15 protein-coding genes and 1 pseudogene are annotated in these 25,144 nt (G+C 73.3%); 2 read left to right on the top strand and 14 right to left on the bottom strand.

What is annotated here, in order from left to right:
• Window positions 1-43: 43 nt before the first annotated feature.
• From ACFQ3T_RS09050 to ACFQ3T_RS09040, 3 genes are all read right to left on the bottom strand, one after another.
• A complete protein-coding gene (locus tag ACFQ3T_RS09050; protein WP_380722254.1) occupies window positions 44-643 on the bottom strand; it encodes a TetR/AcrR family transcriptional regulator in 600 nt (199 codons plus the stop codon).
• A gap of 67 nt (window positions 644-710) precedes the next feature.
• Window positions 711-2,246 (bottom strand): MDR family MFS transporter, encoded by a 1,536-nt coding sequence (locus tag ACFQ3T_RS09045; RefSeq protein WP_380722252.1) that lies wholly within the window; start codon window positions 2,244-2,246, stop codon window positions 711-713.
• Window positions 2,247-2,352: 106 nt separating this feature from the next.
• A complete protein-coding gene (locus tag ACFQ3T_RS09040) occupies window positions 2,353-2,979 on the bottom strand; it encodes a TetR/AcrR family transcriptional regulator (protein ID WP_380722250.1) in 627 nt (208 codons plus the stop codon).
• A 384-nt stretch (window positions 2,980-3,363) separates the two neighbouring features.
• Between ACFQ3T_RS09040 and ACFQ3T_RS09035 the strand changes: the two genes are divergently transcribed.
• Window positions 3,364-3,654: an isoamylase early set domain-containing protein gene (locus tag ACFQ3T_RS09035; RefSeq protein WP_380722248.1), complete on the top strand. Its 291-nt coding sequence runs from the start codon at window positions 3,364-3,366 to the stop codon at window positions 3,652-3,654.
• Window positions 3,655-3,677: 23 nt separating this feature from the next.
• Here the strand turns inward: ACFQ3T_RS09035 and ACFQ3T_RS09030 are convergent, their stop codons facing one another.
• Complete coding sequence (locus ACFQ3T_RS09030; protein ID WP_380722246.1) at window positions 3,678-4,406, bottom strand: TetR/AcrR family transcriptional regulator; 729 nt, start codon at window positions 4,404-4,406, stop codon at window positions 3,678-3,680.
• 222 nt (window positions 4,407-4,628) lie between these two features.
• On the opposite strand from ACFQ3T_RS09030, the gene ACFQ3T_RS09025 reads away from it, so the two are divergent.
• Window positions 4,629-5,189: an RNA polymerase sigma factor gene (locus ACFQ3T_RS09025; protein WP_380722244.1), complete on the top strand. Its 561-nt coding sequence runs from the start codon at window positions 4,629-4,631 to the stop codon at window positions 5,187-5,189.
• A gap of 101 nt (window positions 5,190-5,290) precedes the next feature.
• Here the strand turns inward: ACFQ3T_RS09025 and ACFQ3T_RS09020 are convergent, their stop codons facing one another.
• The 10 genes and pseudogenes from ACFQ3T_RS09020 to ACFQ3T_RS08975 all read right to left on the bottom strand — a co-directional run.
• Window positions 5,291-5,464 (bottom strand): hypothetical protein, encoded by a 174-nt coding sequence (locus ACFQ3T_RS09020; RefSeq protein ID WP_380722242.1) that lies wholly within the window; start codon window positions 5,462-5,464, stop codon window positions 5,291-5,293.
• A gap of 139 nt (window positions 5,465-5,603) precedes the next feature.
• Window positions 5,604-6,950 (bottom strand): acetyl-CoA carboxylase biotin carboxylase subunit, encoded by a 1,347-nt coding sequence (accC, locus tag ACFQ3T_RS09015; protein ID WP_380722240.1) that lies wholly within the window; start codon window positions 6,948-6,950, stop codon window positions 5,604-5,606.
• Window positions 6,950-7,453 (bottom strand): acetyl-CoA carboxylase biotin carboxyl carrier protein, encoded by a 504-nt coding sequence (locus tag ACFQ3T_RS09010; RefSeq protein ID WP_380722238.1) that lies wholly within the window; start codon window positions 7,451-7,453, stop codon window positions 6,950-6,952. Before ACFQ3T_RS09010 ends, accC begins: the two co-directional genes overlap by 1 nt.
• Before the next feature lie 170 nt (window positions 7,454-7,623).
• Window positions 7,624-9,294: pseudogene (locus ACFQ3T_RS09005) on the bottom strand (acetyl-CoA carboxylase carboxyltransferase subunit alpha); the annotation flags it as partial.
• A 1-nt stretch (window position 9,295) separates the two neighbouring features.
• A complete protein-coding gene (locus ACFQ3T_RS09000) occupies window positions 9,296-10,726 on the bottom strand; it encodes an MFS transporter (protein WP_380722236.1) in 1,431 nt (476 codons plus the stop codon).
• A gap of 20 nt (window positions 10,727-10,746) precedes the next feature.
• Complete coding sequence (locus tag ACFQ3T_RS08995; RefSeq protein ID WP_380722234.1) at window positions 10,747-12,522, bottom strand: acyl-CoA dehydrogenase family protein; 1,776 nt, start codon at window positions 12,520-12,522, stop codon at window positions 10,747-10,749.
• Complete coding sequence (locus tag ACFQ3T_RS08990; protein WP_380722232.1) at window positions 12,519-14,156, bottom strand: acyl-CoA dehydrogenase family protein; 1,638 nt, start codon at window positions 14,154-14,156, stop codon at window positions 12,519-12,521. The genes ACFQ3T_RS08995 and ACFQ3T_RS08990 overlap by 4 nt, the downstream gene beginning before the upstream one ends.
• Window positions 14,153-15,715 (bottom strand): PfaD family polyunsaturated fatty acid/polyketide biosynthesis protein, encoded by a 1,563-nt coding sequence (locus ACFQ3T_RS08985; RefSeq protein ID WP_380722230.1) that lies wholly within the window; start codon window positions 15,713-15,715, stop codon window positions 14,153-14,155. The genes ACFQ3T_RS08990 and ACFQ3T_RS08985 overlap by 4 nt, the downstream gene beginning before the upstream one ends.
• Window positions 15,712-22,509: a beta-ketoacyl synthase N-terminal-like domain-containing protein gene (locus ACFQ3T_RS08980; protein WP_380722228.1), complete on the bottom strand. Its 6,798-nt coding sequence runs from the start codon at window positions 22,507-22,509 to the stop codon at window positions 15,712-15,714. The genes ACFQ3T_RS08985 and ACFQ3T_RS08980 overlap by 4 nt, the downstream gene beginning before the upstream one ends.
• On the bottom strand, window positions 22,506-25,144 hold a 2,639-nt coding region (locus ACFQ3T_RS08975; protein WP_380722226.1), incomplete at its 5' end, for an SDR family NAD(P)-dependent oxidoreductase. The genes ACFQ3T_RS08975 and ACFQ3T_RS08980, both read right to left, overlap by 4 nt.

Below are 25,144 nucleotides of genomic sequence, written 5' to 3'. Positions count from 1 at the left end.
GGAGGCGTGGTGATCGCGGGTCGGCGGCCGGCCCGGCCGGGGGTCAGCGGGCGGCCGGTTCGACCGCGGCGAACCCGGCGCCGAGGCGGTCGATCATGACGCCGATGAGGTCGGACAGCTCGGGCCGGTCGGGGGTGTCGAGCCACCAGCCGACGACCACCCGCAGGGTGGCCATGACCGTGGCGGCGAACATCACCGGGTAGAGGTCGGCGGCGGGGTCGACGCCCACCCGTGCGGCCACTGCGGCGGCCAGCTCCCGTTCCTGCGCGGCGAACGCGGCCACCTGGTGCGGCAGGAGTGACGGGTTGCCGCGCAACGCCCGCAGCTGCGCCACCCGTTCCGGGTCGATCCGCTCGGGGACGACCTCGACCAGCGCGTGGTGCAGGGCTGACAGCACCGGCTCGGACCCCGGCCGTTCGGCGAAGGCGCGGACGAACGCGGCGGCGGTGGCGACGTCGCCCGCCACCACGGCTTCCTCTTTGGACGAGAAGTAGTTGAAGAACGTGCGCAGCGACACGCCCGCCTCGTGCGCGACCTGCTCGACGGTCACCCCGTCGAGGCCGTGCGCCACGCACAGCCTCAGGGCGGCATCGGCCAGCGCCGTCCGAGTGGCCAGCTTCTTGCGTTCACGCAGTCCCGACACGCGCGAAAGTGTCGCACCCGCCCGCGGTCGTCCGGGGCAGGCGCGACACGTGTCCCGCCGTGATCGCCTAGTGGGCGTCGGCCAGCTCGGCGGCCAGGCGCTCGTCACCGCTGAGCGTCTTGAGCGGCTTCTCCTTGATGAACAGCACCGCCAGCAGCGCCAGCACCGCGATCGGCGCTCCGATCAGGAACAGCTCGGCGGTCGCCGTGGCGTAGATGTCGCGCACGATCACGCGCATCGGCTCGGGCAGCAGCGCCAGGTCCGGCACCGTGCCCGCGGCGCCGCCCAGGGCCGGGCCGAACTTCTCCTCGCTCAGGGCCGTGACCCGGTTGGCGAGCACCGCGCCCAACGCGCTCACGCCGATCGCACCGCCGAGGCTGCGGAAGAACGTGAGCGTGGACGTGGTGGCGCCGAGGTCGCGGGCCGGCACGTCGTTCTGCGCGGCCAGGACGAGGTTCTGCATCATCATGCCGACGCCGATGCCGAGCACCGCCATGTGCACGCTCACCGTGAACACGCTCGTGTTAGCGTCGATCGTGGCGAGCAGCAGCATCCCGCCGACCATGATCGCGGCGCCGGCGACCAGGAACGCCTTCCACCTGCCCCACTTGGTGATCAGCTGACCGGCCACCGTGGACGACACCAGCAGGCCGAAGATCAGCGGCAGGCTCATCAGGCCCGCCTGCGTCGGCGTCTTGCCCAGTCCGATCTGGAAGTACTGGGACAGGAAGACCGTGCCGCCGAACATCGCCACGCCCACCAGGGCGCTGGCCAGCGTCGTCCACGCGACCGTGCGGTTGGCGAAGATCGTCAGCGGCACGATCGGGTCGGCCGCCCGCGACTCCACCCAGACGGCCAGGCCCAGCAGCACCACGCCGACCGTGACGAGCAGCGCCGTCCAGCCGGACGCCCACGCGAACTGGTTTCCGGCCAGCGTCGACCAGACCAGCAGCGTCGACACGCCGCCCACGATCAGCGCCGCGCCCAGGTAGTCGATCTTGACCTCCTTGCGCACCACCGGCAGGTTCAGCGTGCGCTGGAGCAGGAGGATCGCGGCGAGCGTGAACGGCACGCCGATGAAGAAGCACCACCGCCAGCCGAGCCACGACGTGTCCACCATGAGACCGCCGATCAGCGGGCCGGCGACCGTGCCGACGCCGAAGACGGCGCCGAAGATGCCGGCGTACCGGCCCATCTCGCGCGGCGGGATCATCGCTGCCATCACGATCGTGGCGAGCGCCGTCATGCCGCCCGCGCCGAGGCCCTGGACGACGCGGCTGGCGATGAGCACCTCGACGTTCGGCGAGAAGCCGGCGATGAGGGAGCCGACGACGAAGAGGCCGAGGGACAGCTGGATGAGGAGCTTGCGGCTGTAGAGGTCGGCGAGCTTGCCCCACAGCGGCACCGTCGCCGTCATGGCGAGGAGTTCCGTGGTGACGACCCACGTGTAGACGGACTGCGAGCCGTGCAGGTCGGCGATGATGCGCGGCAGGGCGTTCGACACGATGGTCGAGGCCAGGATGGACATGAACATGCCCAGCATCAGGCCGGACATCGCCTGGATCACGTCCCGGCGCGAGGTCGTGCCGGTTTCGGTGGACATCTCTCCCCCAGTGGTGTCGTTCTGCGTCAAGACTTTCGTGGACGTCGCAGGCGAGCGCCTTCGCCGTCGCCTTCGGGACGGCCTGGGTCAGCGGCCACTCCCCCGCCTAGCCCCGCCGTACCCCTACCTCTGGCTGGGGCTGTGCCAGCCCTTGCGCGATCAGGTCGAGGGCTTCGATCAGCAACTCGGGCAGCGGGGCCTCCGTGCCGGCCCACCGGACGACCGCGACCCGGAACGCCGCCCCGGCCGCGGCGCCGAGCAGCAGCGGGTAGAGGTGGTCGGCGGGCAGCCCGACCCGTTCGGCGATCCCGGCCACCAGGTCCCGTTCCACGGCCTCACCGCCGGAGAACACCTTGGCCAGCAGCACCGGGTGCTGCTGCACCACCCGCATCCGCTGGACCCACAACTCGCGGTCGTCGGCCAGTTCGGCGGCGACCTCCGCCACCAACGCCTCCCGCACGGCCGCCGCGGCCAGCAGATCGGCCGGTTGGGCGAGGACGCGGGCGCGGATGCGCGGGCCGGCGTCGGGATCGGGGCAGAGGACGGAGTCCTCCTTGCCGGCGAAGTAGTTGAAGAACGTTCGAGGCGAGACGTCGGCGGCGGCACTGATGTCCTCGACCGTCACCTGGTCGAGCCCGCGCTCCGCGACCAGGCGCACGGCGGCACGGCTCAACGCCGCCCGAGTCCGCCGCTTCTTGCGGTCACGCAGCCCTTCAGCCGCCTGCACGGTCACTCGATCAGGGTAGGGAAAAACGTGCACCTTCTGCAACTTTGCAGGTCGTGCACCTTTGTGATCCCGGCCATCCCCCCACCGCGCTCAGCCGCCGGTCGGCGTTGCCGCCAGACGGAACGGCGACCGTCCCTGAGTGGTACCCATCGGACACACGGGGGTTCCGCACCCACACGTTGACCGCCTGTTCGAACGCCGGCCGGCGCCGGGTGTCCGATCAGGTGGTGTCCGACGGCTCTCACGCCTGGCACGAGGGATTTTCGGCCGACGTCGCGGGAACGTCGCCGTGCCTGTGTCACCGAGACGCGTGACCGTCCACTTGGAACCTCCTCGCGAGTGCGGGCGCTAGGGTGCCGGAAGGCCCGATCGACTCGCGTAGGGAGAACGATGCTCCGCAGCACTCGCCTCTTCGGCCCGAAGCGCCGGGTGACCTTCTCACTGCCGCTCGACCAGCCGCGCGGACCGGTGAGCGTCGTCGGCACGTTCAACGACTGGACGCCCGGCGTCCACGAACTGGTCCCGCGCCGGGACGGCACCCGCACGGTGACCGTGATCCTCCCGCCCGGCACGCACCGGTTCCGCTACCTCGGCGACGGCGGCCACTGGTTCGACGACTCCGACGTCCCCCACGTCGACCACCACGGTTGCGTGATCACCATCGACACGACCGACGGCTGACGGCTGACGGCCCCGCGGGCCCGTCAGCGCGGGGCCAGGACGTGCTCGGGCATGCCGAGCATGTCGGCCAGGGAACGGAGTTCCGCCTCGAACAGCTCGCCCGCGTGGTCGCCCAGGAACCTGAGCTGGCCCATGACCTCCATGCAGATGACGCCGTAGAGGCGCACCCAGCAGCGGAGGAAGAGGGCGATGGTCGAGTCCGGCACGGGGAGTTCGATGCGGCGGCGGAACTCGGCGACCGTCTCCGGCAGCAGGGCCGCGGAGTCCTCGGGCAGCGGTTCGCCGCGGGAGGCGAGGAAGGCCGCGAAGAGTCCGGCGAAGACCTTGCCGAACCGGTAGCGGGCGTCGCTGAGACGGGGTTTGCCCGCTTCGGCGGTGGGCGGGGTGACCATGGTGAGCTGGAACTCGAACGCGTGGTCCAGCGCCCAGCGGCGGAGCGCACGGCTGGCGAGCACGATCTGACGCGCCGGGTCCTCGTGGGCGGTGGCCGCGACGACTCCGTTGAGGAGGGCGGTCATCTCGTCCAGGACGTCGAGGACGATGGCGTCGGTGAGGTCGTCGACGCTGCGGAAGTAGCGGTACAGGGCCGGGGAGCTCATGCCGAGATCCCGCGAGACGGCGCGGATCGTGAGGCCCTCGACGCCGTCGACCGCCACGCGCCGACGTGCCGCGAGCACGATGTCCTTCGTCGCCGTCAGCCGCACGCGCTCCCGCCACGGCACCCGACCGGTCGCCGCATCGCCACCGACCACCGTTCCACCCTTCCCGGCCCGACTCCGACCGCTCGAATGTGAATGAGTATCGCATCCACGGTTCGGAGGACCGAACTGCGACACACTGTAACAAGACGGACTGTATGTAGCTTCTGCAATAGGGGGCTGCTAGGGTTTCGGCCAAATTCAGAGGTAGCGGAGGTGGTCTTGTCCAGTTCTGCGAGCCCCTACGAGTTAGGGCCCGATCTGGGCTCCTGTGCCGTGCTGTTGCACCCGACGGCCAAAACCGACGCCGCCTCACTCGTGGCGTGCTGCCGCACCGGTGACCCCCAAGCGTGGCAGGAGCTCATCCGTCTGTTCAACCCGCTGGTGTGGACGGTCGCCCGGTCGTTCGGGCTGTCCACGGCGGACTGCGAGGACGTCTCCCAGCTGACGTGGCTGCGGGTGGTGGAGCACATCGGTTCCCTCCGGGAGCCGGATCGAGTGAGCGCGTGGATCGTGACGGCGGCGCGACGGGAGGCGTTGCGACACCTGATGAAGTCGGCGAAGCACGTGCCGGTGGGTGATCCGATCACCCCGGACGTGGCGGACGGCGCGAAACCCGAGGACGGGTTGCTGGCCGCGGCGGAGCGCACGCGGGTGTTCACCGCGATCCGCCAACTGCCACCCGAGCACCAAGCCCTGCTCGGCCTGCTGATCCAGGACCCACCGCCGAGCTACGACGAGATCAGCAGCGCGCTGGGTGTGCCGCGCGGTTCGATCGGACCCACCCGGCGACGCATACTGAACCGCCTGCGGGAACTGCTGGACGAGGATTCCTGACAACCGGGGCAATTCCCCACCGTTGTGGATTGCCCACCGTGGCGGACTTTCCCCGCTGCGGTTTTTTCTTGCCCTCGATTGCGCCGCTCATTGTTGCCGATTCAACGTGATGAGTCGCCACTGCCGCGCTCGTCCGCCACGGGTTCCGGAGAGTTGGCCAGGCGATCCCGGACGACCTTGACGGCCACGTCGTCGAAGGTGTCCGGGGCCTGGCCCAGGAAGTCGCGCAATCGCGCCACTAATTCGTCGTCCGCCGGGACCTGAGTGTCGTCCATCTCAGCCAGGCCGCCCTCCCCAGTCAGGCCGGGAGAGTGGAGTCCCCGTCCTCCCCGCATTCCCAACCGTCGGCAATGCCGTCGTACCTTACACGATACTGGGGCTTACTCCCTGGTAGTGGAAGTATCGACCGGCACGTCATCCCGACATCCGAGCGAGGAAGTCGGTGGTGACCCCGCCGAGTCGGAATTCCGGGTGGTCGAGCACCCCGCGGTGGAAGTCGACGGTGGTGCTGAGACCGGGTCCGGAGATGCGGTACTCGGCGAGCGCGCGGCGCATCCGGGCCAACGCCGCGTCGCGGTCCTCGCCCCACACCACGAGCTTCGCGATGAGCGAGTCGTAGTAGGGCGGGATGGAGCCGCCGGGCACGACGTGCGAGTCGACCCGCACGCCGGGGCCGCCGGGTGGCAGCAGGTGCTCCACCCTGCCGGGTGTCGGCGCGAACGCCCGGTCGGGGTCCTCGGCGTTGATGCGGCACTCCACGGCGTGCCCGCGCAGCCGCACGGACGCCTGGTCGAACGACAGGGGCTCGCCGGCGGCGACCCGCAGCTGTTCGGCGACGAGGTCGACCGACGTCACCATCTCGGTCACGGGGTGCTCGACCTGGATGCGGGCGTTGCACTCCATGAACCAGAAGTTCCGGTCCTCGTCGAGGAGGAACTCCATGGTGCCCGCGCCGCGGTAGCCGACGGCCTTGGCGCCCTCCACGGCCGCCGCGCCGATCCGCTCGCGGAGGTCGTCGTCCACGGCGGTGGACGGCGACTCCTCGATGAGCTTCTGGTTGCGGCGCTGCACGGAGCAGTCGCGTTCGCCGAGGTGGACGGCGTTGCCGTGGGAGTCGCACAGGATCTGCACCTCGATGTGCCGGGCGGGCTGGAGGTAGCGCTCCAGGTAGACCGACGGGTCGGAGAACAGGGCCTGCGCGTCGGCGCGGGTGGTGCGGTAGGCGTGCGGCATGTCCTCGCGCCGCCGCACGACGGTGATGCCGCGCCCGCCGCCGCCCGCGGAGGCCTTGAGGACGACCGGGTAGCCGATGTCGTCGGCCACGGCCAGCGCCTCGTCCGCGGACGTCAGGGGCGTGATGGTGCCGGGCAGGAGCGGCAGCCCGGCCTTCTGCATCAGCTGACGGGCGGTGGACTTGTCGCCCAGCGCTTCCATGACGTCGGGCGGCGGCCCGACGAACGTGATGCCGTGCGCCGCGCAGATCTCGGCGAAGTACGGGTCCTCGGACAGGAACCCGTAGCCGGGGTGGACGGCGTCCGCACCGGTCTTGACCGCCGCGCCGACGATGTTGGGTATGTGCAGGTAGCTCTGCTTGGCGGGGGCGGGCCCGATGTGCACCGCCTCGTCGGCGAGCGCCACGTGGAGGGCGTCGGCGTCGGCCGTGGAGTGCACCGCGACGGTGGCGATGCCCAGTTCCCGGCAGGTCCGGATGATGCGGACCGCGATCTCGCCCCGGTTGGCGACGAGGACCTTGCGGAACATCAGTCCACCGGCTCGAACTCGAAGAGCGGCTGGTCGAACTCGACCATGTCGCCGTCGCCGGCGAGCACGGCGGTGATGCGGCCGGCCCGGTCGGCGGTGATGGGGTTGAGGAGCTTCATCGCCTCGACGATGGCGAGCTGGTCGCCGGCCGCGACGACGTCGCCGACGGCCACGAACGGGGCCGCGCCGGGGTTGGGTGCGGCGTAGAACGTGCCGACGAGCGGCGACCTCACGGTCAGCCCGGACGGGGGTGTCGGGGCCGGTGGGGCCGGCGTGGGGGCGATCGCGGTGGCCGTCCCGGCGGCGGGGGCGGCGGGGACGGCGGCGGCCTCCCAGTCGACCTCGACCTCGTTGCGCCCGGCGCGCAGGTGGACCCGGCGCACCGGGCGACCCATGGTGAGGATGAGGTGTTCGGCCTCGGCACGCAGCTCGGCCAGCGACATCGGCGGGTCGAACGGGTCCTGTGGCGAGGTGCCGTAGGTGATGACGGCGTCGGTGCTCACGGCGGTGGCCCTCTCGGTCAGGGACGGTCGGTCGGGGTGCGGGGGTCGGGGTCGCCGAACCCGCGGTGGTCGGGGTGGCCGGACCCGGTGTCCGGGTCGTCGGAGGCCGCAGGGTGGCCGGACCCGGCGGGGTGGCCAGATCCGGCGGGGTGGCCGGACCCGGCGGGGTCGTCCGCCCCGGCGGCGTCGGGGTGGCCGAACCGGCTGAACCGGTCGTACCGCTGCTCCCGCAGCCGCTCCCCGTCCAGGTCGGACAGCTCGGTCAGGCAGCGCAGCAACGCGGACCGCAGCGCTCCGGACGCGGCGTCGTGGTCGGTGTGCGCGCCGCCGGGCGGTTCGGGCACCACTCCGTCCACCACGCCGAGGCGCAGCAGCTCGGGCGCGGTGACGCGCAGCGCTTCGGCGGCGCGGTCGGCCGAGGCGGCGTCGCCGAACAGGATGGTCGACGCGCCTTCCGGGCTGATCACGGAGTAGTAGGCGTGTTCGAGCATCAGGACCCGGTTGCCGACGGCGAACGCGAGCGCGCCGCCGCTGCCGCCCTCGCCGGTGACGACGGCGATGGTCGGCACGGTCATCCGGGACATGCGCAGGATGCACTCGGCGATGGCGTTGCCCTGGCCGCGCTGCTCGGCCTCGACGCCGGGGAACGCTCCGGGCGTGTCGACCAGGGCGATCAGCGGGAGCCTCAGCCGGTCGGCGAGGTCCATGAGGCGGCGGGCCTTGTGGTAGCCGGAGGGTTGCGGCATGCCGAAGTTGCGGCGCACGAGTTCGTCGGTGCGGTGGCCCTTCTGGTGGCCGACGAACACGACGGGCCGGCCGCCGAGCCGGGCGAGCCCGCCGACGACGGCGGGGTCGTCGGCGGAGAGCCGGTCGCCGTGCAGCTCGACGAAGTCGTCGAACACGCGGGCGGCGTGGTCGAGGGTGGTGGGCCGGCCGACGTCGTGCGCGCCGCGCACCACCTCGGCGGCGGGCCGCGGCGTGAGCGCGGACGGGTCGGTGACGTAGTCGCCGCCGGTCTCGGGGTCGCCGGGCGCGTGCAGGGCGAGCAGCCGGGCCAGCGTCGGCCGGGTCGACTCGCGGGGCACGACCAGGTCGAGCATCCCGTTGTCGCGCAGGAACTCGGCGGTCTGGAACGACGGCGGCAGGTCCTGCCGGATGGTCTGCTTGATCACCTGGGGTCCGGCGAACCCGATGCGCGCGCCCGGTTCGGCGAGGATGACGTCGCCGAGCACGGAGAACGACGCGGTCGCGCCGCCGTAGGTGGGGTCGGTGTTGAGGTTGACGACGAGGACACCCGCCTCGCGCAGCCGGCCGATCTCCTGGCTGGTCTTCGCGAGCTGCATCAACGAGATCGTGCCCTCCTGCATGCGGGCGCCGCCGGAGGCGGAGATCAGCAGCAGCGGGGTGCGGGTGTCCAGCGCGAGGCGGGCGGCGCGGGCGACGAGTTCGCCGGTGAGGCCGCCGACGCTGCCGCCCATGAAGGCGAAGTCCAGCGCCGCGACCACGACCGGGTGACCGTCGATGGTGGCCCGCCCGCACACCGCGGCCTCGTTGCGGCCGGTCTTGCGCTGCGCGCCGGCGAGCCGTTCGGGGTAGGGCACCTTGTCGCGGAACGACAGCACGTCGACCGGCCGCAGGTCCGCGTCGACCCGGTCCAGCGATCCCGGGTCCAGCAGCAGGTCCAACCGTCGGGCGAGGTCGAGCCGCAGGTGGTGGGAGCAGTCCGGGCACACCTCGTGGTGGCGGTGCAGCCGGCGCAGGTACACGAACGCGCCGCACGACGGGCAGCGCGTCCACTGGACGTCGTCGGTGGTGGCCGGGCCGGTCGACATGGTCGTCATGTCACACCTCGACCAGCTTCGGCTCTTGCGTGACGGCGGCGCGCTTGCGGATGAACAGGCCGGCGAGCGCGCCCGCGGCCACGAACACGACGCCGACCCAGATGGCGGGGATCATGCCGTGGACGAACGCCTCGGCGGCGTCGGCGGGCTGCCGGATCTCGACGTCGGCGAAGTACTCGGTGAACACCGTGGTGAGGACGGCGATGCCGAGGGCGCCGCCGATCTCGCGGACGGTGTTGTTCGCGCCGGACGCCTTGCCGTGCTCGCTGGGCCGCACGGAGCCGAGGACGACGGCGGTGGTCGGCGCGAACACGAGGCCCATGCCGATGCCGGCGATCACCATCGGCGGCACGAGGTCGCCGTACGGGGTCGTGGTGGTGGCGAGGGTGGCGATCCAGCCGAGGCCGACGCCCTGGAGGGCGAGGCCGAGGGCCATGAGCTTCCCGCCGCCGACCTTGTCGGTGATCAGCCCGGCGAGCGGGGCGACGATCATCGGCATGGCGGTCCACGGCAGGGTGCGCACGCCGGCTTCGAGCGGCGAGAACCCGAGCGGTCCCTGGAGGTACTGGGCGAGGAAGAAGATGGAGCCGAACACGCCGAAGTACATGGACAGCGAGACGACGTTGCTGAGCACGAAGTTGGGGATGCGGTAGAACCGCAGCGGCAGCAACGGGTTGGGCGCCTTGCGCTCCCACAGCACGAACGCGACCAGCAGCACCAGGGCGACGCCGAACGCGCCGAGGATCTGCGGTGACGTCCAGCCTTCGTCGCCGGCGCGCACGATGCCCCACACCAGCGACGTGATCAGGCCGGTCACCAGGACCACACCGGGGATGTCGAGGCCTCGGTCCGCGCCGCGGCTCTCGCTGATCGCCCACAGCACGAGCGGTGCGGCGATCGCGCCGACGGGCAGGTTGACCCAGAAGATCCACGTCCAGTCGAGGCCCTCGGTGACGGCGCCGCCGACCAGCGGGCCGAGGGCGACGCCGAGGCCGTTGATGCCGCTCCAGATGCCGATGGCGGCGCTGCGCATCTTCTCCGGCACGGCCGCCGCGAGGATCGTCAGCGACAGCGGCAGGATGGCCGCCGCGCCCACGCCCTGCACGACGCGCGCCGCGATGAGGGAGCCGCTGGAGTCGGCCAGGGCGCACGCCACCGAGCCGAGGCTGAACACCGCGATGCCGATGAGGAACACCAGCCTGCGCCCGTACCGGTCGCCGAGGGCGGCGGCGGTGAGGAGCATGCCCGCGAACGCCAGCACGTAGGCGTTGACGACCCACTGGAGGGTCGTCTGGTCCGCCGAGAAGTCCTCGGCGATCTGCGGCAGCGCGTTGGTCACCACCAAGTTGTTCAACGCCACCACGAACATCGGGACGGAGCTGGCGAGGATCGCCCACCCCAGCCCGACCCGCCGCGTCGGTGCGGTTGTCATCTTCTTGCCTCCCATGTTGTTCACTCGCCCGAGGCCTGGAGCCGGAACTGCCAGTGCGAGAACAGGCGGTGCTCGCGGTGCAGGCGGAGCAGCACCTCGACCACCCGGTCCACCACGGCCGCGTCGGTGACGGGCCGGGTGGGGTCGACCTGGCGCCACGCGCGTTCCAGGCTCAGCAGCAGCACCGCGCCGTCGGGGAACGGGTCGGACAGCACCCGTCCCGAGTGCACGACGAGGTGGACGGCGGCGGCTCCGGCGTGGATGGCGCTGTACCGCTCGGCCAGGCGGAAGATCTCGGCGGACGACGCGTGGTCGCGGCCCATCGTCGTCTTCAGGTCGGCCAGTTCGGCGCGCAGCCGGTCGAGTTCGGCGAGGAGCAGTTCGGCGACGTCCGCGCCGCGGTGGAACCAGTCGCGCTGGCGCGCGTCGGGGTGGCTGTCGGCGAACGCGCGGAGGGCCTTGACGGACGTGGGCAGGGCGAGCACGGTCTCGTCGCCGCCGCGGCTGAACAGCAGCTGCTCGGCGGGCTTCCACTCGGGCAGCTCGGCGTCGATGTCGAACTGGGTCGCGACGCGCTGCTCGGCCTCGCCGCGCGCGTCGGCGGGGGTTTCGGCCGCGGCGCGCAGGATGCCGTCGAGCTGCAGGGCGATGTTCTTGAGGTTCACGACGGTGTTGCCGTCGGCGAAGATGGCGACCAGCACGTCGCGGAGCATCTTCTGGTAGATGCCGTAGTGCGGGTGCGACCGCAGGTACAGGCGGGCGCCGAGGACGACCGACAGCTGGGCCATCGTGCGTTCCAGCAGGGTCGGCACGAAGTACTTGACGACCGACGAGAACACGCTGGTCTGGGCGGGGTTGCCCTGGAGGCCGCGGACGGCGCCGGTGCTGACGGCGTCGGCCAGGGCGAGGTCGGCGAAGCACTCGGCGAGCTGGCGGCGCGAGTACGGGATGTCGGCGACCTTCTGGCCGAAGATCTCGCGGCCGACGACGAAGTCGCAGGTGACGCGCAGCGCGGTGTCGACGGCGCCGAGCGCCATGCTGCTGATCGTGGTGCGGGCGACCTGGGCGCTCTTCAGCGCGATCTCCAGGCCTTGGCCTTCGGCGCCGAGGCGGTTCTCGTCGGGCACGAACAGCCGGTCGAGGCGGATGCCGCTCATGTCGAGCGCGCGCAGGCCGTGCAGCCGCTCGTTGGGCAGCTCCACGATGGCGCCCGCCGGCGCCTTGCGCTTCTCCACGGCGAAGATGGACCAGTCGCCGGGGCCGCCGCGCGCGCCGGTGCGGGCGTGGACGGAGACGACGTCGGCGATGGTGGCGTTGCCGATGAGGTACTTCTCCCCCGTCAGCAGGTAGCCGCCGTCGACCTTCTCGGCGCGCATCTCGTTGGACAGCACGTCGCTGCCGTGGTGCCGCTCGGACAGGCCCCACGCCATGCGGGTGCCGCGGTTGATGGCGTCCACGAAGTAGCGGCGCTGCTCCTCGGTGCCCGCGATCCACGCGGGCATGAACGCCAGGTCGGTGAGCATCAGCGCGGTGGCGGACGTGGGGTCGCGGCGGGCGACCAGGCGCAGGAGGTTGAACCCGACCTCGACGTCGCCCGCCCGGCCGCCCCAGCGCTCGGGCAGGCAGTACTCGTGCACCCGCCAGCGCTGCAGCTCGCCGACCAGCTCGAACGGGAACTCCTCGCGCTCGTCCAGTTCCAGGACCCGTTTGAACGACATGAGGTTCGCGTCGTCGTGGGGGTCGCCGAGGTAGCGCTCCAGCTCCTCGGTCAGCTCGGTCATCCGGCGCACGGTCATGCCGGGGTGCCTCCTTCGGCGAGCGGCAGCGGAGCCGCGGCGAACAGCCGTCCGGTGGCGTGCAGGTCGCGCACCACGGCGAGGGCGGGGTCGGCGTCTTCGACGCGCAGCCGGTCGGTGACGCGGTGCGCGCGGTCGAGGAGCAGGGCGAGGGTGGCGGTGAGCCAGCCCGTCGAGCCGGGTGGCGCGCCGAACAGGGCGCGGGACCGGTTGAACCACCACAGGTGCGCGCAGGACGCGGCGGCGTGCAGGAAGCAGAACCGCTCGGCGCGGTCCAGCGGGTCGCCGTGGCGGCGGGCGGCGAGCGCGGTCTCCAGCCGGTCCAGCAGCACGAGGGCGCGCCGGTCGGTGACGCGGGTGCGGATGGCCGCCGCCACGTAGGGCAGGGACTGGGTGACGTCGTCCCGGCCCCGCGTGGACAGCTCCAGCTCGTCGAGCCGCAGCGGCGGCAGGTCGGCGTCGAGGTCGAACGCGGCGGCCGGCGGCGTGGAGTCCGTGGCGGTGCCCGACAGCTGCATGGCGACGAGCCGCAGGTTCGCGGTGGGGCCGGTGTCGATGTGCCGCACCACGGCGTTGTCGCGGCGCATCACGTCGAACGGGGTGTCCGGCAGGAGGCTGCGGGTGCCGAGCACGTCCGCGCAGCGGGCGAAGACCTCCTCGGAGAGGTCCGTGGCGACCTTCTTCGCCACGCTGGACCACAGGCTCTGGCCGGCCGGGTTGGTGTGCAGGGCGCGGGCGCACGCGGTCGCGACGACGTCCACGGCGAGCAGCGCGGCGGCGGCCGTGCCCAGCTCGCGGCGGTTGCGCTCGTGCTCCACGACGGGCCGGCCCGCGACGACGTGCCGTTCGGCGAAGTCGAGGGCGAGGCGCAGGCCGGTGTCGGCGGCGGCGAGGTTCGCGCCCGTGCTCATGGCCCGCACGACCTGCATCGCCTTCATGGCGATCTCCATGCCGCGGCCGGGTCTGCCGAGGGTCGCGGCCGCGGGCAGCGGCACCCGGTCGAACCGGAAGCGGGTGAAGTCGACGCCGCGCATGCCGGCGGTCGGGATGTTCGGGCCTCGGGCCTTGTCGACGGCGGCCTCGTCCACCAGGGCGGCGGTGAACGCGGCCGGGCCGCGACCGCCGCTGCGACCGATCAGCACCAGGGCCCTGGCCCGCTCGCCGAGGCCGACCATCCACTTGTCGCCGGTGACGAGCCAGCCGTCCGGCGCCGGCTCCAGCCGGCAGCCGTTGGCGAGGAGGTCGCTGCCGTGGTCCGGCTCGGACAGCGCGAACCCGATCGGGTGGCCGGCGCGGAGGAGGTCGACGACGTGGCGGCGCTGCTCGTCGTCGCCGGCGAGGAGCACGCAGGTCGCGGCCGTGATGCTCATCATCGCGTGCGGCATGACGGTGAGGTCGCGGCGGGCGGCCACCCGCACCAGCGCCAGCGTGGCGTCCATCGTGGACAGCGTGCCGCCGTGCTCGGGCGGCACGAACGACAGCGCCAGGGCGTCCCGGAGCGGGGCGAGGTCGGGCCGGCCGGCGGTGGCGTCCCGGGTGACGGCGGCGGCGAACCCGTGCGGGTTGTCCGCGTCGCGGGGGTCGCCGAGCCGCCGGTCCAGCTCGACGGCGGGGTGCGCGAGGGTCGTCGTCACGACGCCACCTTCGGCACGGGCCGGTAGTCGCCGCACAGGGCGGGCAGCCGCACGCCGTTGACGGCCAGCTGCCGCACGCGGGTGGTGAACGCGGCGCCGGTGAGCAGGTGCCCGGCCACGTCGGCGACGCGCCGGTTCGCGGGCGCGGCCAGGTACGAGCCGCGCACCCACTCGTTGAACGCGCCCATCGCCGGGCCGCACCACACCTGGAAGTCGGCGGTGCGGTCGGCGTCACCGACCACGGCCCAGCGCGACGCCATGCCGAGGTACCAGCGGAACACCAGCGCCATGCGGCGCTTCGGGTCGTCGGCGGCACGGCGCAGCTGATCGGGGTCGCGGCGGGTGAAGTACTCCACGACGTCCTGCCACACGTCGTCCACGGGGCGGCGGAGGACCTGCCGCTCCAGCCGGTCCCGCTCGGCCGGCGGCAACGCCTCCAGGCCGTCGTAGGTGCGGTACAGCTCGTAGAGGCGCTTGGCGCGCATCGGGAACAGCGTGCCCTTCTTGAGCACCTGCAGCTCGACACCCAGCTCGAACATGTCCGCCGCGGGCGCCATCTCGACGTCCGCCGCGCCCGCGGACGCGAGCAGCTTGCGCGTCGCGTCCGACGTGCCGGACTCCAGGCACGCCTGGTTCACCGACCCGGTGACCACGTAGTCCGCGCCCATCGCGAACGCGGCCGCGGCGGCGTGCGGGGTGCCGATGCCGCCCGCCGCGCCGACCCGGACGGTGTAGCCCAGTTCCCGGCGCACCAGGTCGCGCTGCCGCAGGATCGACGGGAACAGCACGGTCAGCGGGCGGCGGTCCGTGTGCCCGCCGGAGTCCGCCTCGGCGGTGATGTCGTCGGCCAGCGGCACGTGGGCCGCCAGCTCGGCCTGCTCGGCGGTAATCAACCCGTCGGCGAGGAGCCGGGACACGGTCGCGGGCGGCGCGGGCCTCAGGAACCGGTCCGCCACCTCGACCCGCGACACCTTGGCGATCAGCCGGTTCTCGGCGACGACGCCGTGCGGGCCGCGCTTCAGGCCGGCCAGCCGGTAGCGCACCACGTGCGGGGTGAGGTCCATGAACGCCGACGCCTCGACGCACCGCACGCCGTGCCGCAGGTACAGCTCGACGGCGCGGCGCTCCAACTCCTCCTCGCTGGGGCTGTGGATCAGGTTCGCCGCGAACGGCAGGCCGGGGATCTCCGCGGCGAACCGGCGCAGCGCCGCCTCCACCCGGTCCGGCAGCAGCCCGGCCGCGCCGAACGACGCCAGGTACCCCGCCCTGGCCAGGGCGATCACCAGGTCCTCCGACGCGATGCCGCCCGCCATCGCGCCCGCCACGTACGCGTACCGCACGCCGTGGTGGGCGCGGAACTCCGGCGAGCCCAGCTGCTCGGGCGGCAGCGGTCCGACGGCGGCGACCACGGACGAGTCGTCCGCCGGGCGGGCGGTGGTGACGCCCACGCCGTGGTCCGTGCGGACCACGTAACAGGGCTCGTGCAGCCTGGTCAGCGTCTCGTAGACGCCTTCCGGGTCCGTGCGCACCACTGTCGTGGCGCCGATGGTGGCGGTCATCGCGCGTCCTCCTGGATCTGGACCGAGACGTCGGTCAGTTCGTAGATCCGCAGGCCGGGGCCCCCGTCGTCGTCGCCGGTGTGCCGCCAGACCGACGAGTCGGCGACGACGACCGTCCGGCCGTCCTCCGCGCGGACCTCCTTGACGTGCAGCTCGAACGTCATCTCCGCGTCGGTGCGCAACACCTGGCCGCGGTACTTCCAGCCCATCGGCACGTCCACGGGCAGCCGGAACACCGGTCGGGTGAACCGGTCGCCGAGCCCGGCCTCGATGGCGAACACCTGCAACGCCTGGATCACCGACTCCACGCCGAGCGAGCCGGGCATGACCGGGTCGCGGTGGAAGTGGCAGGAGAAGTACCAGTCGTCGTGGTCGATGCGCCGCACGCCGCGCACGTAGCCCTTGCCGTGCGCGCCGCCGTCCGGGACGAGGCCGACCTCGTCGACGAGCCGGACGTGGCCGTCGGCCAGGCGCAGCGAGCCCCGGAACCACCGGTCGTCGGACCGGACCGCGAGCGTGCGGTGGTCGGCGGGGTGCTCGTCCAGCCACGTCGGCGTGCGCCTGCCCGCGTCGAGGCCGACCTGGTTGGCCAGCGCCTGCTCGCTGAAGTACCCGAACAGGGACTCGCCGACGTAGAACACCTCGCCGTCGGCGGACAACTCGTAGCGGAAGCTCTGGAGCGTCGCGCCCGGCACGGCCCGGCTGGACAGCATCTCCGAGCGGTGCCGGATCGTCCGGCCGCGCAGGTCGACGTCCTTGACGTAGGTGGCGCGGCCGTCGAGGTTGCGGATGCTCAGCTCCTCGTCGGGGCTGGCGAGCGTCGCGCCCAGGTAGTAGCCGAGGAGGATCGCGGCCTGCAGCGAGGACTCCATCAGGATCGCGTTGACGGGCTGCGGGGTGGAGTTCTCGTGGAAGTACCAGGCCTCCGGTGGCGCGTCGTACTCGGTCTCCATGCGCGCGCCGGGCTTGAGGACGCCACGCGTGCCGTCGAGCCGCATGATCCGGTCGACGAACCGGAAGTCGCCGTTCGGGATGTACGGCGCCCGGCGGTTCGCGTAGATCTCGAACTCCGGGCCCATCGCCGTGGCCAGGTCGCCCTTGGCGGCGTGCGCCAGGTGCAGCTCGTTGATGAACGCGACCTCGCCCTGGTGGTTGCGGCGGCCCAGGAACGGCGGGATGCCGCCCGGACCGGGCCGGTAGGGCGTGCCCGGCTTCTCGCGGACCTGCATGCCGAAGTCGCGCATGGAGATGATCGGCTTGTCCCCGTCGTACACCACGATGTCCGCGATCACGGTGGGCCGCGGCAGCATGGTGACCTCGGTGACCTCCACGTGGTAGCGGATGTTCGGGGTCTTCGGCGTGATCTGGCCGCGCACCTTCACCTCGGTGTGCAGGCCGGGCACGGACTGGAACTCCGCGTCCGGCAGCACGAGGTGCAGGCCCAGGTACATGGCGTAGACCTGGAGCAGCTGCACGCCGCCCTCGGCGACGAGCGAGCCCGCCAGCACCGGGTCGCCGGTGAAGTGGCTGCGGAAGTACCAGGCGTCGGGCTCCAGGTGCTTGACGGCGGTCAGCTCGCCGAGCCCGCGGGGGCCGCCGAGCCGGTCGATGGAGGTGACCTCGTCGATCATGCGCAGCATGTCGCCGGGCAGCCGGATGGACGGGTTGCTGCCGTCCGCCGTCTGGTCCCACGCCTTGCCGAACACGTCACCGGGACGTCCGGCGGCGAGCAGTTCGAGGTCGTGCCGGGTGAGGGACGTGCGGTCGGTGCGCTCCAGCGGGGTGAACCAGGTCTTCGTCATCGCGGCCCGCCGGCGGCGGTCGGACTCGGTGACGACGACGCCCAGCGAGTCGTCCAGCTCGGCGGGGCTGAAGAACCCGGCGCACGCGTCGAGCAACTCCAGGATGAGCACGTCGTCCGCGTAGCACTTGTAGTTGAAGAAGAACAGCAGCGTGTCGCCGTTCCAGACGAACCGGTCGATCTTGATCTCGTAGCGCAGCCGCTGGCCCGCGCGCGGCAGGCCGCCGTGGAAGACGAGCTTCGAGTCCAGCAGCCGGTAGGCGCGGTTGCCCTGGTTGCGGAAGTCGATGCCCAGGTAGGCGACCAGCAGCAGGTCGGCCTGGCCGGCCTCGATGGTGACCGCGCACGGCGCCAGGCCGTCCACCAGGTACCAGGCGTCGTGGGGGATGTCGTACTCGGTCGTGATCGAGCTGGGCTCGAAGTGGCCGGTGGTGGCCTTCAGGTCCGTGACGCGGCTGACGAACAGGTACGGCGGCTCGGGCAGGCGGACGCGGACCGGGTAGGTGTCCACGACCGCGAAGTCCGGGCCGAAGACCTTGGCCACGCTCCCCCGGGCGAACTCCAACAGTTCGGCCTCGTCCCAGACCACGTTCGGGTCCTTCGCGGGCTCGGCGGGCTCGACGGGCTCGCCGGGTCCGGTCGGCAGGTCCGCGTGGACCGGGGGCGGGGGCGGACCGCCGGCCTCCAGCGCCCGCAACGCCTGGTCCAGCAGGGCGTCGTGGAGGCGCAGGGCGTGCCGGTGGGCCTGCGCCACGGTGCTGCCCAACGCGCGCAACGGGGACAACGCCGTCGGCGCGGCCGCGGACACGGAGGCGGACAGGGCGGGCGGGGGCGCGCCCTCGAACTCGACCGGACGTGCCGGCAGGGGCATCGGCAGGTACACGAACGGCTCCCCGTGGACGGTGATCACTTCGGTGTCCTCCTTGCGCACCACGGTCTTGACCGCGACCAGTGGCGCCGCCGCGCGGGCCGTGCGCCGGACCACCGACTCGCCGCCCACCGCGACCCGGTGCCGGAACCGCTCCGGCCGCTCGACCGGGTCGCCGAACAGCACGTCCAGCCGCACGTCCACGCCGTGGCTCACCAGCCGGGCGATGGCGGCGGCGAACGCGACCGCCGTGCCCGCGCCCCGCCGGTCCACCGACACGGCGACGTGCGGCCGGTCGGCCAGCGTCTCGCCGATCCAGCGGGTGCACGTCGCGCCGGGGCCGACCTCCACGAAGTAGCGGAAGCCGCGGTCGTGCGCGGTGGTGGCGAGGCGGGCGAAGTCGATGGTGCTGCGCAGCGTCCACGCGATCCGGCGGGCGATCTCCGACCGGTCCGCCGTCTCGGCGAGGCCGTAGTCGTACGCGGACAGCAGTTCCAGGCCGTCCGCCGGCGCGCCCAGCGGGTAGTCGTTGAGCGCGGCCAGGTCGTCCAGCACCGGGTCCACCACGGGGCAGTGCATGACGTGGTTCGCGGGCGCCTTCGCGGACGGCCGGCCGAGGGTGTCGAGCACGTGCTTCACCGCGTCGGGCGCGCCCGCGATCACCACCTCGTTCGGCGTGTTCACGTGCGTGAGGTAGACGCGGTCGACCAGCGCGGCGCGGACCTCGTCGGCGGGCGCGAGGACCACCCGCGTCGCCCACACCTCGGGCTCGTCGGGCAGGTCCCACGTGCGGCGGACCAGTTCCTTGCGGCCGCGCAGCCGGTCCTGGAACAGCGGTGTCGCGGCCAGCGCCGCGTCGTCGCGGGCCCGTGACGACCACACGTCGAGGGCGAACAGCATGCTGCTCTCCCCCAGGCTGTAGCCGAATCCGCCGTCGGGGCGCACGCCCAGCACGTCCCGGATCGCCCTGGTGTGGAGCACGGCGAGGTTCGTGCCTGCCGCGAGCATCACGGGGATGTCCTCGACCAGCGCCGCCTCGTGCCGCATCAGGTCGCGGCGGTCGAGGCCCAGCGGCGCGGACGGGTGCAGCGCGTCGTGCTTGAACCGCTCCCGCGGCCGGTCCGACTCCGCCTCGAAGTCCGTGAGCAGGCCCGGGAACAGCCGGAACAGGTCACGTCCCGCGCCGGGGTAGGTGGTGAACGCGCCGGGGTAGACGAACGCGACCTTGCCGGGTCCGATCGGCGCGGCGGCGCAGAAGCTGCCCGCCGGGGTGGACCAGTCGGCGGTCGCCGTCGCCAGGTCGCGGGCGGCGAGCGCCAGTTCCCGGCGCAGCGCGTCGGCATCCGGCGCGACCAGCACGGCGGTGCGGCGCCTGCGCGGTCGTCGCACGTGCTCCCGCACCACGTCGAGCGCGTCGCGGGACGTCAGCTCGTCGGCGACCCGCTGCGCCAGCGCGGCCAGTTCCGGGCCGTCGTCGCCGGTCAGGGGCAGGATCAGCACGCCGGGGCCACCGGCCCAGTCCGCCGGGACGCGCGCCGGCTCGCCCGCCGAGACGACGACGCCGACCGTGCCCGCGTGGACGGCGGCCGTGCGCCGGTCCGCCGTGGAGTGCCGCAGCCACGGCTGGGGCGTGTCGAGCAGGGTGAAGCCCGCACCGGCGAACGTCTCGTCGGCCAGCTCCTTCAGCGCCGCCGGCGCGGGCGGCAGGTCGGCGTGCCGGAGGGCGTCGACGGCGGCGACCAGGCTCGTCAGGACGCTCGCGTGCCGCGTGTCGCCCACCAGCGGGACCAGGCTGGCGACGGCGCCGCCGGTGTAGTGGCGGTGCAGGTCGCGCAGGTCGAGGGAGGCCAGCTGGACGTGGTCGACGTGCCGCGGGGCCGCCGGCGGGTCGAACGTGATCCGGTCGAGCGTCACCTGCTCGGCACGCTCGGCGCGGGTCAGCACGACGCCCGCCGCGCCGTCGCCGAGCAGGGCGGCCCGCCCGCCGTCCAGCCGGGCCGAGGCGAGCGTGTTCTCCGCGCCCGCGGCGAGTTCCACCCCGCCGACCAGCACGGCCTCGATGGTCGGGTCGAGCAGCAGGAGCCGCGCCACCTCCAGCGCGCGGGCGCCGCCGGTGGCGTCGGTGGACACGGTGAACGACGGGCCGGTGAGGTTGCGGGACGACGAGATGCGGCTCGCCATCACGTTGCCGATGAAGCTCAGCACCTCGTTCGCGCCGATCGGGTCGTGCACCGCGTCCCGCACGGCGGCTTCCAGCGCGTCCGAGTGGTCGGTGTGGGCGTGCAGGTGCGCGCCGATGTCGAACCGGGCGCGGTGGCTGTGCGACCGCGGTTCCATCTCCATCGCGACGACCACGGCCACCCGGCGCGGCGGCAGCTGCTCGGCCCTCGTGCCGGGGTCGGGCGCCGGGTAGCCGGCCTCGGTGAGCGCCTGCTCGGCGGCCTCGAACAGCAGCAGGTGCTGCGGGTTCGCGTCACCCAGCTCGGCGGGCGGGATGCGGTACGTCCGCACGTCGACCTCGACGTCCTCGGCGTACCCGGCCCGCTCCGGGGCCTCGACGCGCGGGTCCAGCCCGTACCAGCGGTCCTCGGGCCGGTCCACGAGGGCGGGGCGGCCGGCGCGGACCACCCGGCCCAGCTCGGCCACGTCCCGCACGGGGCCGATCCGCACGCCCGTGCCGGTGATGGCGATCGCGGGCGGTTCCGCCGCGTCGGGGCGGTCGGCCGGGTGCTCGGCGGGCACGATGTCCCCGCTCGACACGGACTCCTTGCCGAGCACGGCGTCCCCGCTCGGCACGGCGTCCTCGCCGGGCGCCGCGTGCTTGCGCAGCACGACGTGCGCGTTGGTGCCGCCGAACCCGAACGCCGAGACTCCCGCGCGGGTGACCTCGCGCTCCAGCTCGGTCCGCACGATCCGGTCGGCCGCGCTCTCGCCGCCGCGCGGGCGCACCGGGTCGCCGATCCCCGTGGTGGCCGGGACGACGCCGTGCCGCATGGCCATCAGGACCTTCAGCACGCTGGTGAACCCGGCGACGGTGAGCAGGTGGCCGACGTTGCCCTTGACCGACCCGAGCGGCGGCACGCGGTCGCCGAAGAACTCGGTCAGCCCGCGCAGCTCCACCGAGTCGCCCAGCGGCGTGCCGGTGGCGTGGCACTCGATGTAGTCCACAGTGGACGGATCGACGTGCGCGTACGCCTGCCGGTACGCCTCGACCTGGCCGGGCACGGTGGGGCTGAGCAGGTGCGCGCCCGCGCCGTCGTTGCCCAGGCCGATGGCGTCGATGACGGCGTGCACGCGGTCACCGTCGCGCTCGGCGTCCGCCAGCCGCTTGAGCACCAGCACGCCCGCGCCCTGGCCCGTCACGATGCCGGACGTCTCGCGGTGGAACGGCTGGCTGATCCCGTTGCGCGGGAACGCGTTCAGGTCCGAGAACGACAGGTGCATGAGCAGCGGGTCCGGCGCGCACACCGCGCCCGCCAGCACCACGTCCGCCTGGCCCGTGAGCAGGTAGTCGCGGGCCAACGCCATGGCGTACAACGTGGACGAGCAGGCCGCGTCCAGCGCGAGCCGCGGACCGCCCAGGCCGAGGGCGTCGGCCACGACGGTGGCGGGCAGCCCGGACGGCCACAGGTTCCGCGGGTCCGGCTCCGGCCGGTCGCCGGGGTTGGACACCTCGAAGCCCGCCTCCCGCAGCCCCCGCGACACCGCCTCGCGGATCAGCGGCACGCACAGCTCCACCGACTCCGGGGTGGGGAACGAGTAGTTGCCCATCACCAGGCCGGTGCGCCGCAACGTCGCCGAGTCCTCGGCGATGCCGGCGTCGCGCAACGCCCGCCGGATCACGTGCACCGGCCAGCGCACCACCCGGCCCAGGCCGGCCAGCTCGTCGGCGGGCAGCCGCAGGCCGGTGAGGTCGATCTCCGGCTCGGTGACGAACCCGCCCCGCGTCGCCGTGATGCGGTGCCGGTCGTCGCCCCACCCACCGGGGGTGGCCGGGTCCGTGCCGAACACGTCCCGGCCGCCCTCGGTGCGGCTGTCCACGCCGGCGCGCAGGTTCGCCCAGAACTCCTCCGGGCTGTGCGCGCCGGGCAGCAGGCACGCCAGGCCCACGATCGCGATGCTCATCGCGCCACCGCCTGTCCGAACTTGGCCGCCAGGGCCGGGCTGGGCACCACGTCGACGCCCCCGAACCGGAGCAGCACCCGGCCGTCGGCGGCGCACGCGGTGACCGTGGCCCGGGTGGCGGACTCCGCGTCCACGACGATCAGGAACGGCTCGCCGTCGGGCAGCGGGGCGTGCACCTCGACCGCCGCGACCGCCGTGGGCAGGCTGTGCGCGCCCTGCGTGCGGTGCACGCGGACCAGGGCGGCCTGGAGCAGCAGGTCGGCCAGGACCGGGCTGTAGTCGCCGGCCCGGTACGCGCCGCCGCCCAGCTCGTGGTCCGCCAGCCGCGCTTCGAGCACCAGCCTGGCGTCCGACTCCGACACGATGCCGGTGATCCCCCGCAGCCGGGGGCCGTGGAACAGGACCCCCTCGCCGTACGGGTCGTACGGCCGCGCGGCCCCGGTGGCGAGGCCGGAGAGGCGTTCCGGCGCGGGCGTTCCGGGCACGGGCGTGGCCCGGTAGCGGGGACGGCCGCCGGTGTCGCGCACGAGCACGTGGTCCGCGCCGGGCACGAAGTCCAGGCCGTCGAGGCCTTCGTCCAGCGTGACGCCCTTCAGCACGGCGAAGTCCTTCAGCCGCCGGTGGTGGCCCAGCAACGCGCCGACGGCGGCCGTGGCGGGCAGCACGGGAACGCCGCCGATGGCGTGGTCGGCCAGCACGGCGTCGTCCCGCAACGGGTCGAGCGAACGCCGGACCGTGCCCGTGGTGGCGGGGACCTCGCGCGTCGACAGCGGGGTGTCCGGGCCGACGAGCGTCACCACGTCGTCCGAGCGGGCGGCGGTGAACTGCTCGGTGAAGTAGTCCACGCCCGTGGCCAGCGGGATGAGGGTGATGCCGCGTTCGGTGAACATCCGCTCCAGCTCCGGCGTCACCATGCCGCCCGCCCACGCGCCCCAGACCACCGACGTCACGCGGCTCTGCGGCAGCCTGCCGCGCAGGCCGACGGCGATCCGGTTCAGCGCCTCGTTGGCCATGGCGTAGTCCGACTGGCCGCGGTTGCCGAAGAAGCCGGCGACCGACGAGAACAGCAGGACGTGCTTCAGGCGGTCCTCGCCGACCGCGTCGAGGGTCGAGCGCAGGCCGTGCAGCTTGGTGTCGAGCACCTTCGCGATGTCGGCCGCCTTCTTGTCCACGATCAGCTGGTCGGCCAGCACGCCCGCGCCGTGGACGACGCCCGTGACGCGGTCCCGGTAGGGGCGCAGCGCCTCGGCGGTCGCGTCCCGGTCGGTGATGTCCACCGCCAGGTACTCGGCGTCGGCGCCCGTGGCGCGGATGGCGCCGAGCGTCGCCCGCACCTCCCGCTGCGCCACCGTGGCGCGGAACGTCTTCTCCACGTCCCTGGGCGTCGGCTTCTCGCCGGCGCGGCGGGACTGGGCGACGATCTCCGCCCGCAGCCGGTCCTCCGGGACGTCCCGCAGCCACTCCGGCTCCGGGGCGAGGGCCGTGCGGCCGAGGAGGAGCAGGCCCGTGCGGTACCGGCGGGCGAGGCCGATCGCGCAGGCCGCCGTGACGCCGCGCGCGCCGCCCGTGACGACGAACAGGTCGCCGGGGCCGGGCTCGGGCGTCGGGGTGGCCGCCGGCTCGTCATCGGCCAGGGTGACGGTGCGGCGCGTGCCGCCCCCGTCGACGCCGACCTGCGTGAGAGCCAAATCGGCGTCGGTCAGCTCGGCCAGCAGCGCGGACACGGCCTGGTCGACGTCCAGCTCAGGGCTCAGGTCGACGGTGCGGGCGAACAGCTCGGGAGCCTCCACGGCGAGCGTGTTGACCAGCCCGGACAGCCCGCCGAGCACGGCCCGCGGCCCGTCCGGGTGGTGCAGGCCCAGGTGGCCGTCGATCCGGGTGACCGTGACGAAACCCTTGCGGTGGGCGGCCTGCTGGAGCGCCCGCTGGGTGCGGCCGGCGAGCAGGAGCGCGTCGGCCAGGGCCTCGGTGGCGCCCGCCCAGTCCCGCGGGTCGTCCGGGGCGAAGTGCAGGACCAGGTCCGGGTCGGCCACGTCGTCGCGGGCGACCTGCCAGCCCTTGGCGCGCAGCGCGGCCACGACACCGTCCGCCAGCGGGCCCGTCGCGCCGGAGAGCAGCGCGGACGGGCGGTCGCCGTAGGCGTCGAGGAGCTGGTCGGCGGCGGGCAGCGTGGTCAGGCGCGCCTGCATCCGGCCGATGCCGGGCGCGCCGTCAGCTTTTGGGAGATCAGCCCCCGCGCCGACGAAGTCGATGATGTCGCCCAGCGTGCGCAGCTCGCCCAACGCCTCCGGACCGGCCGTCGCGCTGTCCGGGAACCGCTCCCGCAGCTCACCCATGATCTCGACCCGCTTGATCGAGTCGATGCCCAGGTCCGCCTCGACGTCCATGGACAGGTCGAGCATGTCCGCCGGGTAACCGGTCTTCTGCTCCACCACGGCGAGCAGCACCGACTTCACGTCGGCCGCCGGGGCGGCTTGCGCGGTGGCGGATTGAGGTGCGGTGGCTTGCGGTGTGGCGGCTTCCGCTGTGGTGGACGGTGGTGTCGGGGCCGGCGGCGCCTCCTCCGGCGCGTCCGCTCCCCCGACGAAGTCGATGATGTCGCCCAGCGTGCGCAGCTCGCCCAACGCCTCCGGAC

Origin of the sequence: Saccharothrix hoggarensis, assembly GCF_042678885.1 — a bacterium.
In the GTDB taxonomy this organism is placed as follows: Bacteria; Actinomycetota; Actinomycetes; order Mycobacteriales; family Pseudonocardiaceae; genus Actinosynnema; species Actinosynnema hoggarensis.
This window is presented reverse-complemented; position numbering and strand designations above follow the sequence as displayed.